At 60.6% G+C, this 14,315-nt stretch carries 13 protein-coding genes; 9 read left to right on the top strand and 4 right to left on the bottom strand.

Features of this window, described 5'->3' with window-relative positions:
- Positions 1-286 precede the first annotated feature (286 nt).
- The 4 genes from FHW37_RS14990 to FHW37_RS14975 all read left to right on the top strand — a co-directional run bounded on the left by FHW37_RS14990 (position 287) and on the right by FHW37_RS14975 (position 5,872).
- Positions 287-1,642 carry a TolC family outer membrane protein gene (locus tag FHW37_RS14990; protein ID WP_145637782.1) on the top strand — a complete coding sequence of 452 codons (1,356 nt, stop codon included), beginning with the start codon at positions 287-289 and terminating at the stop codon, positions 1,640-1,642.
- A 126-nt stretch (positions 1,643-1,768) separates the two neighbouring features.
- On the top strand, positions 1,769-3,922 hold the full coding sequence (locus FHW37_RS14985; RefSeq protein ID WP_145638076.1) for a type I secretion system permease/ATPase: 2,154 nt from the start codon (positions 1,769-1,771) through the stop codon (positions 3,920-3,922).
- The gene (locus FHW37_RS14980; RefSeq protein ID WP_145637780.1) at positions 3,919-5,211 is read left to right on the top strand and encodes an HlyD family type I secretion periplasmic adaptor subunit; all 1,293 of its coding nucleotides are present in this window, start codon (positions 3,919-3,921) and stop codon (positions 5,209-5,211) included. The genes FHW37_RS14985 and FHW37_RS14980 overlap by 4 nt, the downstream gene beginning before the upstream one ends.
- A 10-nt stretch (positions 5,212-5,221) precedes the next feature.
- Complete coding sequence (locus FHW37_RS14975; RefSeq protein ID WP_145637778.1) at positions 5,222-5,872, top strand: ribbon-helix-helix domain-containing protein; 651 nt, start codon at positions 5,222-5,224, stop codon at positions 5,870-5,872.
- Between the two features lie 45 nt (positions 5,873-5,917).
- On the opposite strand, the gene FHW37_RS14970 is transcribed toward FHW37_RS14975, so the two are convergent.
- Positions 5,918-6,814, bottom strand: a complete 897-nt coding sequence (locus tag FHW37_RS14970) for a DMT family transporter (RefSeq protein ID WP_145637776.1) — start codon at positions 6,812-6,814, stop codon at positions 5,918-5,920.
- A gap of 172 nt (positions 6,815-6,986) precedes the next feature.
- On the opposite strand from FHW37_RS14970, the gene FHW37_RS14965 reads away from it, so the two are divergent.
- A complete protein-coding gene (locus tag FHW37_RS14965; RefSeq protein WP_145637775.1) occupies positions 6,987-7,877 on the top strand; it encodes a LysR family transcriptional regulator in 891 nt (296 codons plus the stop codon).
- A gap of 49 nt (positions 7,878-7,926) precedes the next feature.
- Here the strand turns inward: FHW37_RS14965 and FHW37_RS14960 are convergent, their stop codons facing one another.
- Entirely contained in the window at positions 7,927-8,964 is a 1,038-nt protein-coding gene (locus tag FHW37_RS14960) for a transglutaminase-like cysteine peptidase (protein ID WP_246690776.1), read from the bottom strand.
- 226 nt (positions 8,965-9,190) lie between these two features.
- On the opposite strand from FHW37_RS14960, the gene FHW37_RS14955 reads away from it, so the two are divergent.
- Positions 9,191-10,378: an ABC transporter substrate-binding protein gene (locus tag FHW37_RS14955; RefSeq protein WP_145637774.1), complete on the top strand. Its 1,188-nt coding sequence runs from the start codon at positions 9,191-9,193 to the stop codon at positions 10,376-10,378.
- A gap of 91 nt (positions 10,379-10,469) precedes the next feature.
- On the opposite strand, the gene FHW37_RS14950 is transcribed toward FHW37_RS14955, so the two are convergent.
- The gene (locus FHW37_RS14950) at positions 10,470-11,810 is read right to left on the bottom strand and encodes an amidase (protein WP_145638073.1); all 1,341 of its coding nucleotides are present in this window, start codon (positions 11,808-11,810) and stop codon (positions 10,470-10,472) included.
- 208 nt (positions 11,811-12,018) lie between these two features.
- Between FHW37_RS14950 and FHW37_RS14945 the strand changes: the two genes are divergently transcribed.
- Positions 12,019-12,297: a hypothetical protein gene (locus FHW37_RS14945; protein WP_145637773.1), complete on the top strand. Its 279-nt coding sequence runs from the start codon at positions 12,019-12,021 to the stop codon at positions 12,295-12,297.
- Here FHW37_RS14945 and FHW37_RS14940 read toward each other — a convergent pair.
- Positions 12,267-13,160 (bottom strand): glycerophosphodiester phosphodiesterase, encoded by an 894-nt coding sequence (locus tag FHW37_RS14940; protein ID WP_145637772.1) that lies wholly within the window; start codon positions 13,158-13,160, stop codon positions 12,267-12,269. The two genes, FHW37_RS14945 and FHW37_RS14940, sit on opposite strands and share 31 nt — an antisense overlap.
- 200 nt (positions 13,161-13,360) lie before the next feature.
- On the opposite strand from FHW37_RS14940, the gene FHW37_RS14935 reads away from it, so the two are divergent.
- Positions 13,361-13,759, top strand: coding sequence for a DUF983 domain-containing protein (locus FHW37_RS14935; protein ID WP_145637771.1), 399 nt, complete (start codon positions 13,361-13,363; stop codon positions 13,757-13,759).
- 106 nt (positions 13,760-13,865) lie between these two features.
- A complete protein-coding gene (locus FHW37_RS14930; RefSeq protein WP_145637769.1) occupies positions 13,866-14,114 on the top strand; it encodes a hypothetical protein in 249 nt (82 codons plus the stop codon).
- Positions 14,115-14,315 lie beyond the last annotated feature (201 nt).

Below are 14,315 nucleotides of genomic sequence, written 5' to 3'. Positions count from 1 at the left end.
GGTGCTTTTTTGGGCGATTTTTCAGATGAAAAAAAATCTTATTGAAAACATATAGATGCAGAGGAATCTTTGCGTGATTAACCTTGGATTGCGGAATATATTAAGTAGGGCTTGGAAGCTGAAGCCAAGGTGATAATACTTCCCAAGAATTTCGCTGCAGTATATGAATACCGCCGTGGGACTTAATTCGGCGAGGGGCGTCAGATTGTTTAAGCGAAAAAGAATTTACGCGGCGCTGTTGGCGACTGTAGCTTTGACGGGTGCTTTTTGTGCACCTGCGAACGCGATGACGCTTGATGAAGCTGTTGCGAAAACCTTGAAGACGAACCCGCAGATCATGCAGGCCGTCCAGAACCGGGAAGCGGTCGAATTCGAACTGCGCCAGGCTCGTGGCCTCTATCTGCCGTCGATCGATCTTGAAGCGGGGGTGGGCCGCCGGCGCCTGTCGAACAGCTCGACGGGCACGCTGACAAAGGACCATGAATACTTCACCTCTTCCGATACGAGCCTGACGGTCACCCAGACACTGTTCGACGGCGGCAATCGTCGTGCGCAGGTCGAGGAGCAGGCCTCGCGTGTCGATGGTGCCTCGTTCCGTGTCGTCGAACGGTCGGAATCGCTGGCCCTGCAGGCTACGCAGGATTATCTCGAATACATTCTCCAGTCGAAGATCGTCGGCATCGCGCAGCAGAACGTCTCCGCGCATAACCAGATCGTCGGCGATATCGGCCAGGGCATCCAAGGCGGGGCGCTGACCGACGCTGACCGGCTGCAGGGTCGTGAGCGGCTTGAGGCTGCACGTGCGCGCCTCGTCGAAGCCCAGCAGGAACTCGAAGCAACCAAGATCCGCTTCCTGAAGACCGTCGGCGAGCCGATCGGCTCGGTCAAGATGCCGATCTCGCTGGCAAAGTATATCCCGAAGACGCTCAACGAATCCGTCGCGATCGCCAAGACGAACAGCCCGCAGGTTCATGCGGCCGATGCTGACGTCGATGCGGCGGATGCCGGTGTGCGTGGTGCAAAGTCGGCTTACCTGCCGAAGGTTGACCTGCAGGGTAGCGCTCGCGTCGGCAACGACGTCGATGGCGACAAGGGCAATACGAACGACTTTCAGGTCGGCGTCCGTGCGCGCTGGAACCTCTATCGTGGCGGCATCGATACCGCCCGCGAACAGGAGCAGATCCGCCGCGCCAGCGAGCAGCGTTATGGCCTTGCCCAGGCGCATCGCGAAGTCGAGGAATCCGTCCGTTCAGCCTGGAACGAGCGTGTGAGCCGGGCCAAGCTGGCCGGCATTCTCGGCAGCCAGGCCTCGGTCAATGCGAACCTTGTCAGCTCCTACCGCGAGCAGTTCAAGGTCAACCAGCGCTCGCTGCTCGACGTTCTCGACGCGCAGAACACGCGCTTCAATACCAGCATTCTTGCGGAAACCGCGAAGTTCGCGTCGCTTTTCGCAGAATATAAGATCCTCGCTGCGTCCGGCAGTCTGCTTCAATCGATGAAGATGAAGCCCGTCGCGCAGGCCGAGGCTTATGCCCGGAGTGAGTTTGTTGTACCGGGTGGCGTTGTGAACCCTGGCTATACGGAGTTTGACTCGCGTCAGAAGGCCGGCCTGCCAATGGATCTCCTGGCGCCCATCCGCTAGTGCGTCGTGCGTCCATTCGGACGCACACAGGACGCGCTAGATCTTTTGAACTGCAGCATCGTGCTCCCCGAAAGTCGAGTCCGATTTTCGGGCATGGCGATGCCGTAGACTGGATTGGCGAGGATGATGCTGAACGTAAAGCTGGACCAAGCAGAAACAAGGTCGTTTAGGACATTTAAAACTGCCTTCAGGTCCGTCGCGAGCTTTTACGGGCGCCCGACATCGGACATCGTCCTCTTCTCCGGCCTGCCGGACGAGATTTCGGAATCGCTTGAGCTGGACGATGTCGAACATCTTGCCCAGCGTATCGGCCTCGAAGTCATGCGCCATGGCGAACGCGAGTGTCAGGACGGCAATTTCGATTGTCCGGCAATCATCGTCTTCGAAAATGGCGGCGTGCTACCGTTGCTCGAAGTCGATGACGGGGGCAATTACGTCACCGATATCTCGACCTCCTCTGAAGGTGCCGGAACGCTGACCCGCGAGGAATTCGTCGCGCTCAGGCCAAAACTCGGCTTTGCCTTCACGCTTTTTTATCAGAACGGTTCCGAAAACGCGTCTGTCGGCGCCGCGGGCGAATTCGAGCGGCGTCACTGGCTGATGCGGGCGCTGGTTCCCTACTGGCGCACCTATATGCGGGTGATCCTGGCGGCGCTGTTCATCAACCTGATCGCGCTGGCATCGCCGCTCTTCACGATGAACGTCTATGACCGCGTCCTGCCGAACAAGGCGTTTCCGACGCTCTGGGTCCTCGCGCTCGGCATCACGCTTGCCTATACGTTCGATTTCCTTCTCAAAACCGCGCGTTCGTCGCTGATCGATTATGCCGGCCGTAATGCCGACCTGCGCCTGTCGCAGATGATCTTCGACAAGGTGCTGAATGCGACGATGGCGTCGCGGCCGATGTCGACCGGCGAATATGCCAACCGCGTCACGCAATACGAGTTCGTGCGTGAATTCTTCACGTCGAACACGATCGGCCTTTTCATCGATACGGCCTTCGTCTTCATCTTCCTTGCCGTGATCTATCTGATTTCGGGCTGGTTGGTGGTTATTCCGGCGGTAGCGCTCGTCCTTTCCGTGCTGATCGGCCTGCATGCCCAGGCGAAGATCGGCCACCGCATGGCGGCTGCCACAAACGAGGCCTCGCGCCGTCAGTCGCTGCTTGTCGAGACGATCTCGACGATCGAGACGCTGAAATCGCTGCGCGCCGAAGCCGGCATGCTGCGCCGCTGGCAGGAGCTGATGAAGCTTTCCAGCCGCACCAGCGAGGATATCAAACACATATCCTCGAATGCCGTGAACATGACCAATCTCGTGCAGCAGATGGTCAGCGTGCTGATCGTCATCGCCGGCACCTACGAGTTTTCGGAGGGCCATCTGGCAATGGGCGCGATCATCGCGACCGTGATGCTGGCCGGCCGCGCCGGGGCACCGCTCGGGCAGATCGCCATGGCGCTTGCCCGTTTCCGCCAGGCGATGATGTCGCTCAACATTCTCGACCAGATCATGAAGCAGCCGGAAGATCGGCCTTCGACGGTCGGCTTCGTCAATCGCCAGATCACCCGCGGCGGTTTCAGCTTCCAGAACGTCTCGTTCCAATATCCGGGCTCGGATTATCCCGTCATCAACCAGCTGTCGCTTAGCGTTGCGCCGGGCGAGCGGGTCGGCATTATCGGCCGCATCGGCTCGGGCAAGACGACGCTCGGCCGGCTTCTCGACGGGCTCTTCCTGCCGTCCGACGGCCGGATGATGATCGATGGCGTCGATATCCGTCAATATCACATGGCCGAGGTGCGTTCGGCGGTGGCAATTGCCGGCCAGTCTTCCGACCTCTTCTCCGGCACAGTGAAGGAAAACCTTCTGATCGGCCGGGCCGATGCGACGGATGAGGAATTGCTCGAGGTTGCCCGCATGACCGGCGTCGAGGAATTTGTCGCCAACCATCCGCGCGGTTTCGACATGCCTGTCGGCGAGCGTGGCAACAACCTTTCGGCCGGCCAGAGGCAGGCTCTGGCAATCGCGCGTCTGCTTCTGACCAAGCCGAAGATCGTCTTCCTCGACGAGCCGTCGGGCGCGATGGACCTCGCCAGCGAGCGCCATCTGCTCAACAAGCTGTCGACCGCGTTCAGCCGCGATACGACGCTGGTGATCGCCACGCACCGATACAGCATGCTCGACCTCGTCGACCGGCTTGTCGTGATCGACAAGGGCAAGATCGTCGCGGACGGACCGAAGGCGAAGGTGATCGAGGCAATGCAGAAGGGAGGACGGGCATGAGCGGAAATATTCAGGACAAGCCGCCTTTCTTCGCACGAATGCTGATCGGCCTCGTTGCGGCCTGTATGACGGTGCTGATCTCGTGGGCGGCGATTGCCGATATCGACGAGATCGCCCGCGGCGAAGGCAAGGTCATTCCGGTTTCCAAGACACAGATCATCCAGTCGTCCGAAGCCGGCATCGTGCAGGAAATCGCCGTTCAGGTCGGCCAGATCGTCCGCAAGGGCGATCTCATCGTGCAGCTCAACAACACGACGACGGAATCGACGCTCGGTGAATCCGTTGCCAAGGCGCGCGCACTCGGTGCGAAGGTTGCCCGGCTGCAGATGGAAGAAAAGGGCGAATACGACCAGCCCTTCGTCTGCCCGAAGGAAGTGATGGACGTTGCACAGAATGTCTGCAGCAACGAAGAACACTTGTTTAACATCAACAAGGACAGCTACAAAAACAAGCTCAATGTTCTGCAGGGCCGCGTCATGCAGCGCCAGAACGAGCTTAATGAGGCGAATGCGAATATCGATCGCCTCGAGCAAAACATCGCTTCTTCCACGAAGCAGCACGATCTTTATGGTCCGCTCGCCAAGCGGGGCCTCGTTGCCCAGACACAGCTTCTGACCGTCGAAAGCCAGCTGACCGATCAGCAGGGCCAGCTGAAGGTCTATCAGGAAAGCCTGCCGCGCCTGCGCGGCGCGATCGACGAAGCCAAGCTCCAGGTCGGCGAAATCTTGCTGGCAATCCGCCAGCAGGCGCTTACCGACAAGGCCCAAGCGCTGGCCGAACTGTCGGTCATCGACGAGACGATCCGCGGCGCTTCCGACCGCGTCAAGCGCACCGACATCCGCTCTCCGGTCGATGGCATCGTCAATACGCTCGAAGTCAACACGATCGGCGGTTATGTCGATCCGGGCCGTGTCGTCGCCGGCATCGTGCCTACTGCCGATACGCTGCTGATCGAAGCCAAGATTTCGCCGCGCGATGTCGCCTTCGTGCGCCGTGGCCAGCCGGCAATCGTCAAGATTACGGCCTATGATTTCGCGATCTTCGGCGGCCTCGAAGGCGAGGTGACCAATGTTTCCGCCGACAGTATCGTCGAGAAGGAAAAGGGCGAGACCTATTACCTCGTGCAGGTCAAGACCAACAAGTCCGAACTGGAGCGCAACGGAAAATCCTATCCGATCATTCCGGGCATGATCGCCTCTGCGGAAATCATGACCGGCAAGAAGACCGTGCTCAGCTATCTGATGAAGCCGATCAACCGGGCGCGTTCCGAAGCGCTGACCGAGCGATAAGGGCAAACACATGAAATCCGAAATCCTGCCGACGGCCGCCGTCGATCCGGAGCACGAGCCGCTTCCTGTCATTGATCAGGAAGAGGTCGAGCCCCGTTTCCGTGCGGTCGTCGATCGCAATGGCGAAAGACGCGGGATTCGGCTCGAAAAGATCTATTGGGAAGGCCTCGGCCGCATGTCGACCGCCGGCAAGGTAACGACCGGTGACGTGGTGCAATATGCGGCAAGCCAGATGCAGGAGGCCGGCAATCTCACCTCGCTTCTGCGGGTTCTGAGCCTCAAATGGGCGCTGGGACGGCTTGCGGCCGTTGAGGATATTTCCTCGACCGACAATCTCAATGCGCTCGTCCAGGCCTCGCCATCGCCGACCGTGGTACTGACACTCGAAAAGCGCCTCAGATATTTCAACGATCCTTTTGTCACCATGCTGCGTCACAAGCTGATCGGCGAGGACCCGCTGCAGGTGATGAAGAGCCTGAAATTCCTGATCGATACCCAGATCGAGGACGCGCTCGAAACGCTGCAGTCGAACCGCGGCAAGACGCTGAATACCGGTTTCACCATCACCTGCGGCCGACATGTGATCAAGGGGCAGATCAATCTTGCGCTTGCCCCGGCGCATGAAAAGCCGATGCTGATCGGCTATATTTCCCGTTACTGAGAAATCTCGACGTTTCGCTCGCTGCCGGTTTTCGTCTGTGCCGCGTCAGGCGCGCGAGGTCATCCAGACTCCGACGAATGTCACGGCCAGTCCGATGAACATGGTAGTCGTCAGCGGTTCGGAAAACAGTGCCCAGGCCCAGAGCATGGTCACCGGCGGGCTGAGATAGATCGCCGCGCTGACCTGTGCGACCGGAAACAGGCGCAGGCTGGTATAATAGACCCAATAGGCCGCAAAGGTGGCGATCAGCACCAGCCATGCCATGCCGATCCCGAAATTCAGCGTGAGCGGCGGCGCAAGGCTTCCCTGCCACAGGGCGCAGAGCCCGAACAGGACGGAGCCGGTCAGGGTCTGGATGCACAAGCTCTGGTGGATCGGCAGCGACTGCGCGCGTTGCCGGCGGTAGATGACCGAGGCCAGCGCAAAGATCAGCATCGAGCCGACCGTCACGCCGTAGGCCCAGAGCGGCGCCTCGCCAAACGTCAGGCTTTCGAGCGAGACGATCAGGACGCCGGAAACGGCGATCGCGGTTCCGATCCATTGCCGCAAGGACAGGCGTTCAGCGAGCACAGGCTGCGACAGGCAGGCGATGGCAAGCGGCAGAAGGTCGGAAATCAGCGCCACCAGCCCGGTCGGCACCCTCTGTTCGATCGCAAGCGCAAAGCCACCGAGATAAAGAAAGACCGACATGACGCCGAAGGCTGCCTGTTCCAGAACGCCCCGCAGCCGCAGGCGCGGGCCGATGAGGATGGCGAAAGGCAGAAGGATCAGGCCAGACAGAAGCGTGCGCCAGAACAGCAGCAGAGCGACGCTTGCCTCTTCGCTGGCAAAGCGGATGCCGACGAAACCCGAGCTCCAGCCGATGATGAGCAGCGTTGCCAGAAGCGGCCAGAGGAAAGGGTGCCGGCCTGGTTCGGCCTGGTGAAGGGTCTGTTCGGTCATGGCATGCTCTTGGAGACGGGATTACCATCCAGCCATAGGGGAAAGCCGGGTTTTCGGCACATGACAAATTTCGATCAGGTCATGACATTTCAGTCGTAATATCGATGAAAACTTGTCGGCTCTCTCTGCTACGTGCATAAAGTTGAGCAGGAACGAGCGAGAGAGGATTTGCGTGAGCGAACTCAACAACCGGCGGCTGGAAATCGATGCGCTGCGCGTGCTCTGGGCGGTCAGAAACCATGGCGGGATTACGCGTGCTTCCGAGGCGCTCGGCCTGTCGCAATCGGCCGTCAGCCACAAGATCAAGCGGCTGGAGACCAGTCTCGATTGCGATATCCTCAGCCGCAAACCGGGAGCCTCGATGTTTACCGCGGCGGGCGAGGACCTGCTCGATTATGCCGAGCGGATCCTTGGCCTGCATGACGAAGCGCTGCTCAGCCTGACGAAGACGGCGATTGCCGGGCGGATCTCCTTGGGGCTGACGGAAGACACGACCTGTACGGATCTTGCCCGCATCCTCGGGCGGTTCCGGCGACTGCATCCGCAAGTCAGCGTGCGTACCAAGGTCAGGATGAGCCTTGTCCTGCGGGCCATGCTGGAACGGGGCGAACTCGACGCCGCGATCGTCCAGGTTTTCGCCCATGAGGTTCGTCCGACCGATATCCTGCTGTTTCGCGAAAAGCTTCACTGGGTCAGGAATGGGGATTTCGTCGTTCCTCAAGAGGGGCCGGTGCCATTCCTGTCTTTTGACGACGCCTGTTTTTATCGAACCTGGGCACTGGATATTGCGCAGGATGGCGATCTTCTGCTCGAAACCGTGTTCGAATGTTCGAGTGCTGCCGGGATTGTCGCAGCCGTTATCTCCGGCCTCGGTGTGGCGCTTCTCAACGAACGGCATTTGCGGCCCGATATGGTGATCGTCACCCGCCAGCTGCCGGTGCCGCCGGACCTTGCCTATGTGGTTCGCCGCAGTCGGAAAGTCCGCAATCCAGCGCTGGATACGCTGGTTGCGGAAATCGAGAACGAGATCAGCCGTTATGGAGGGCTGACGCTCGCAAGCTGAGGCGCCGGTTCTGGGCCGGCGCTCCTGTTCGGTGCTTGGCCGTTTCGTCTTACAGGCCGGAATATTCGCCTTCGCCCGGTGCGATCTTTTCCAGCGAGGTGACGGCGGCAACGTTCTGGTCCTTGCGGCGCGAGCCGTGCAGGAAGCCCTTGCCGTCACGGATGGAATAGAGCGGCTGGTAATCGGGAAGCTGGGTATCTTCGAGAACCTGGTTGCGCATGTTGTCGAGGATGAAATAACGACCGCCGACATCGACCGAAAGGACGGCGTGGTAGAAGCGGCGCTTCTGGTCGAACAGGACGACGATCGACATTTTTGACGGATCGATGCCTTCTGCGCGCAGGGCTGCCATTTTCAGGATCGCAAAATCTTCGCAATCGCCCTGCTGTCTGGCAAGGGTTTCGCTCGGCGTGGCCCAGTAATCGGCAACCTTGTAGGTCTCGATATCGGGGCGGTAGCGGATGGCGCCGTTGACCATGGCATTGACCATGTTCAGCTTGTCGCGCATCGAGCTCTGGGCGCTGCTGACAAGGATCGGCTGGAGCGTGGTGAAGGCTGCAGAGCAGGCCTTGCCGCTGCAGGCGAGCGCCGTGCCGTTCTGCATTTCTTCAAGGGCCGGTGCGAGCTTCTTCAGAGCAGCGAGCCGCTTGAAGGGAATGGCGACGCTGTCAAAGGCCGCGCCGTTGGACGGGGCAACCGAAGGCGAGATTGTGGAAGGCGGTGCCACGGGGAAGGGCGTCGGCTGCAGCTGCGGCCGGATAGCGGAAAGATCGCTCGGTCTCAGGGCGACATCGACCACCGGCTGCTTCTTCGGGACCTGCGGTGCCGGCGTGTATGCGACGGCTGCCGGGTTGGCAGTCGGCAAGGAAGCCGGGAGGGCCGAGCGGATGCCCGCCATGGACAGGGTGACAAACAGGGACGCAGGCTGGGGAAGATAACCGAGCATCCGTGCGCCGATCGTGGCGGCCGTGGCAGCGACGCCCGGCTTCGGCACCAGGAAAGGTGCCGGCTGCGCTGCGAGCGGCGCCGTGCACAGAAGCATGGCGCTAAGAACTATGGTCTTTGCTTTATTCTTGTTGTTTGCCACGGTTTATCTCCCTTGTTGAAAGGAAGACTACCAAGACGCTCTCAATATCTCGTTGTTTTATATAGATAATCTTCGTATAAGTTATTTCGGAAAAAACGTATAAAATTTTATGTTCCATAGAATAGCTTGTTAAGGCTATGGCCTTCGGCTAGCATGGAACACAACCAGAAGGCCATGGAATGGTCCATGCAATTGCCTCGGCATTATCGGGCTTCAGTCTTCAGACATGCTTCTCGATCTTCTCCAATTCGGCCGGGCACCGCGCTTCAGATTGCCGCTGAAGAGCATTGCCGCCCTTCTTTTCATTTCAGCTGCCCTTGCAGGCTGCCAGTCCGATGACATGGCGGAGGACGCACCCAAGGATACCAAGCTGAAGCCGCCGCCCTCGCTGGTGGAAGAAACCTTTGGCCGCGGCAATATCGAAATCACGCTGATGATGGCGAAGGCGCCGAACGGTTATTACGACGCGACCGGACGCGATATTCGTGATGGCGCCGCCCTGGCGGTCGGCGAACTCGACGATGGCAGCCTGATGAAGATCAAGGTCGTTGATCTCGCCGCCGGTCCGGCCGCGGTTGCGCCGGCCGTTGCTGCTGCCCGCGCCCGCAACGCCGCGATGATCATCACCTATGCACCGCAGGCTACCGTTGCCGCGCTTGCCGCCATCCCGGCCGACCAGCGGCCGATGATCCTCAACCTTGCGCAGCCCATCGTCGCGCCGCAGGTGTTCAATTTCGAAATCGACGAGGTGGAGAGCGCCGCGCGCGGCGCCCGCTCGGCCATCGCCTCCGGCCGCAAGAAGATCGCGCTGCTCGCGCCTTCAGGTTTTTCGACGCCGAACGAAGATCGGCTGCGCCGGTTGATCGGGCAGGCCGGCGGTGCGCTTTCCGGCGTCGTCCGGTATGATGCGGGTGCCATTGCGCTGACCGATCTGCTCGCTGCCAACAAGGCCCTGCTTGCCGATGCCGGAGCTGCGATCGTCATGGGTGATGGTGGTGGGGTAGGGCTTGCCGTCAAGGGTTTGCGCGCCTCCTATCCGCAGCTGACGATCATCGGCACCAGCAGCTGGCCGCAGCAGATCTATACGGAGCCCGCCGCTGCCAATGTCATCATCGCCGCTTTCGATCCGGAAGGCACGGGGCTGATCGGAGAACGTTATTACCGTTTCAACCGGCGGCCGCTCTCGGTCTATGCCGCCTATGGTTATGACAGTGTCGGCATTGTTGCGGGCATTGTCCGTGGTCAGGGGGGCGGCGCTCTGACGCCGGATGCCTTGACCAACAAGACGGGTTTTCGTGGCGTCACGGGCCTGTTCCGGTTTGCCAAGAGCGGCGCGCTGGAGCGCAAGATCGGCCTCTACAAGATCGACGGCGGCCATCTGACGCCGCTTGAGCCGAAGCCGGCCGGTTTCTGAGGCCGGCGTGTCTCCAAGATACCTGTTATCCTGGGACAGGTAGCCTGCGGGCGGCCCTGAGCTGGCCGTCCGCAGATGTTTCACGGTTTCATCAGCCGCGGATGACGTCCTCGAGTGCCATGGCGTCGGCCAGCAGTGCTTCATCCTGATTGGCCATTGCCGAGAGGAGGAAGCCGACCGGCATGCCGGCATCGCCGGTGCCGCAGGGAATGGAGACGCCGCACCAATCGAGGAAATTGCCGAAGCCGGTATTGCGCAGGGTTTTTCCGTTTGCCGCGAAGAAGGTTTCGTCATCGGCCAGAAGCGGCGCGATCGGCGGGGCAACATGGGCAACGGACGGGAAGGCAACAAGGCGGTCGCCGACCAGCGCCTCGGTTTCAGCCGTCATCTGGCGGCGAGCGTCGAGAATGGCCAGATAATCGGCCGTCGTCGTGCGCTCGCCGAGCTTGGTGCGGGCGACGACGCGCGGGTCCATGCCGGCGGCATCGGGGCCGGCCAGCCGTTCGCGATGCAGCGCAAAGGCTTCGGCGGTGACCAGAGGTCCATAAGCTGCAACGAGCTGCGGCAGGCGGTCGAAGGAAGGGAAGGCGAGGCGGGTGATCCGTGCGCCGGTCTTTTCAAGCCGCTCGACAGCAGCCTCAAATGCATCGATCACACCCTGTTCGGCGCCATCGAAAACGCCATTGGTCGGGATGACGATTTCGAGCGGGCGGGCGGGTTTGCGCGGCGTGATCGGCGTGCCGACGCCACGCATCGCGGCATCGATCCAGACGGCATCCTGCACCGTGCGGCAGAGCGGACCCAGCGCATCAAGGCTTTTCGCAAGCGGGAAGACGCCATCCATCAGATAACGGCCACGGGTTGCCTTGTAGCCGACGATACCGTTGAACCCGGCCGGAATGCGGATCGAGCCACCGGTGTCGGTGCCCATCGCAACCGGCACGAGGCCGGCGGCAACGGCAACTGCCGAGCCGGACGAGGATCCGCCGGGAATACGCGGCGTATCGGTCGAGCAGGGATTTTTCGGCGTGCCGTAGATCGGATTTATGCCGATGCCGGAAAAGGCGAATTCGCTCATATTGGTGCGGCCGACCGCAATCATGCCGGCCTGTTTCAGAAGGTCGACGATGGCGGCGTCCTTGGCAGCAGGTGCCGCCTTGGCCAGGACGGAGGAGCCGGCAGTGGTCGGAATTCCCTCGATGTCGAACAGGTCCTTCCATGCAATCGGAATGCCGTCGAGAATGCCAAGCGAGCGGCCTTCGCGAAGACGTTTCGCCGAGGCTGCGGCTTCCTCAAGGGCGCGTTCGGAAAGAAGGGTGGTGAAAATCGCCTTGTCCGGATGGCGGCCGATCTCTTCGAGAATGGACTGCGTCAGCTCGACCGCATCGAGCTTGCCCGTCTGCAGAAGGCCGGACAGCTCGGCAATCGACATTGCACCGAAAGACGGGGGGGCTCCAAAAGAATTCGTCACACGCTTATTCCTTGTTCCAATAATATCGTGTCTTGGTGTAGCGGATGTTTCGGCAGATTTGGAAGAGCCATTCGGCTTTCGCAGCAATCACCCGCTCGCTCTGGAACCCAGTCGTTCCGTGCGGGTTGAACGATCGGTGCCGATGACACGGGATTCGGAAGGAAAGATCATGAAAAGCATTGCTCTGTTGACCGTCCTCGGTCTCGCGCTGGCGGGCTGCACTACGGGCAATTCTGACAGCAGGCCTGGCCTCGAACCGATCCCCGGCAGCATCACCTATGGCGGCCAGCCGCGCACGCGGCTGATGAAGGCGCCGATCGGCAGCCAGGTGCCGCATGAATTCCGCAACCAATGGGGTGAGCGGACTTTGGAAACCTACATCATCCAGCCCGACCGCAGCCTGAAGCTGGTCGAGCGTCACGTCATTCCCGAACCGATCTTCGACTGAGTTTCGGCCCCGCCGCAAAGTTTTGTCCAGGCGCGTTCGGTGGCATCCGGCTCGTCAGTGGTGATCTGGTCCGGCTGCAGGGAGACGAGGCGCGAAAAGTCTTTCGCTTCGGCGGCGTCGAAGCCGTTTTGGGGATCGGCGAGATTGAAGGTCCATGCACCGACGGCCCGGCCAAGATCATGAGCGACACTGATCAGGTCCAGTCCCTGATCAGCTGCGGCAAGCAGCAGTTCCCAGGAGAGGTAGATGGTGTCCGGCTCGCTTGGGCCGAGAATATCCTGGTGCAACATCGCCTCGGCAGCAGCGGCGCCCTCATCCTTCAATATTCGCAGGAGCGGGCTGGTTGGATCGATGCCACGGCGCAGGTCTGGCAGGCTTTTCTTCACCGCGACAATCAGGTCGAGATCGCGGGCGCTGATGATCAGCGAGGCGGTCGCATCGGCAAAATGGTAGCGCAGGTGGTCGATGCCCCTTGGACCGATCGCATCCAGATTGTCCTTCATGTCGAGTTGCAGCAAAGCCTGCGGATGCGCGCCGGCCAGCATTTCGGCAATATCCTCGCTCAGCATCGGCGGATGGTTTCCCGGCAGGACCCGGATGTGGCGAAGATCATCGGCCGTCGCAAGGCTGACAAGCCCGCTCCCCGTCGTCTCGCGGGCAAGCGTTTCATCATGAAGCGCGACGAAGCCGTGATCTCTACGGATGCGGAAATCGAGTTCCATCGATGCGCCAAGTTCGGCGCCGCGGCGCAGGATCGGGCTGGAGAAGAGCGGATCGGCAAGGCTTCGGCGCAGACGATGCCATTTCAACCTGATCGTCCGGTCTGCGGCGCGTATCGCCAATCCGTGATGCTGTTCGGCCATGACCATTCCTTGTACGGCGGATGCGTTTGGACCGCTTCGATGAGCCCGTATCCGACTGTCGTTCCCCTATCGCGCAGAACGCTGTCGTGTTGCAACCGGGGGAGAGACAGATTGACGCGCGGCATGCCTGCGGCTTGCCGGAACCAGTCATATTCACTATCTCAGCGGGAGTTTCTCGGCGACCACGAAAGGTGGGTTGCATGGCATACGAAGCGAACTGGCCACCCCTGTCACCCTACAAGACCGGCGTTCACGGCAAATGCCCGCGCTGCGGCCAAGGACACCTGTTTGACGGTTTCCTGAAAATGCGGCCGAGTTGCGAGGTCTGCGGGCTCGATTATTCGTTTGCCGATCCGGCCGACGGGCCGGCATTCTTCGTCATCTGCTTTGCCTGCGTGCCGGCCGTGGCACTTGCGGTCTGGATCGAGGTTACCTTCCAGCCGCCGTTCTGGGTGCATCTGCTGGTATCGCTGCCATTCCTGCTGCTCACCTGCATCCTGCCTCTCAGGCCGCTCAAGGGATGGCTGGTCGCGAGCCAGTATTTCTACAAGGCGGAGCAGGGAAAGCTGGACCGCGGCGTGCCTCCGACGCGGTCCTAGCCGCACAGTATAGCCCACTGCCTCACTGCTCCATTCGCGGTCGTCGGTTGTCGATCAGGAACAATTCATTCCTGAAAACATTCGACAATCAACGAAGGAGCCTGAAATGCATGACAATGAGCAGATCGAAACGGAAATGCGGCGGCGGGCGCTGGCGGTCGAGGCCGTCGTGCTGATGCTGGTCGATGGTCTGGCAGCGCGCGGTACGATTTCCGCCGATGAAGCGGAAGACATGCTGCACATTCTTTCCAAGGCTTCCGATTACTCCGCCCAGCGCGCGTCGAGTTCACTGCGCATCGTCAGTCACCTGCGCCAGCTGCGCCGGGGTGATGGCACCGCCACGCCGGGAGCCTGATACGGGGCTTTGTCCGGCCGGGCATTTGGCATCACGGCCTCGACAATCCTCATCACGTTTCGGTGGAACTTTTCCCGCGCCGCACCGTTCACTTCACGAGATTTAAAGGAGAGCAAAATGAACAGCATCGTATGGTTGGTTGGAGCCGTGGTCATCGTTATCGCAGTTCTGAATCTCGTCGGATTTGCCTGATTTCATTCG

Origin of the sequence: Neorhizobium alkalisoli (genome assembly GCF_007829835.1) — a bacterium.
GTDB lineage: Bacteria > Pseudomonadota > Alphaproteobacteria > Rhizobiales > Rhizobiaceae > Neorhizobium.
The sequence above is the reverse complement of the archived record's forward strand: the minus strand, read 5'-3'. Positions and strand labels throughout refer to the sequence as shown.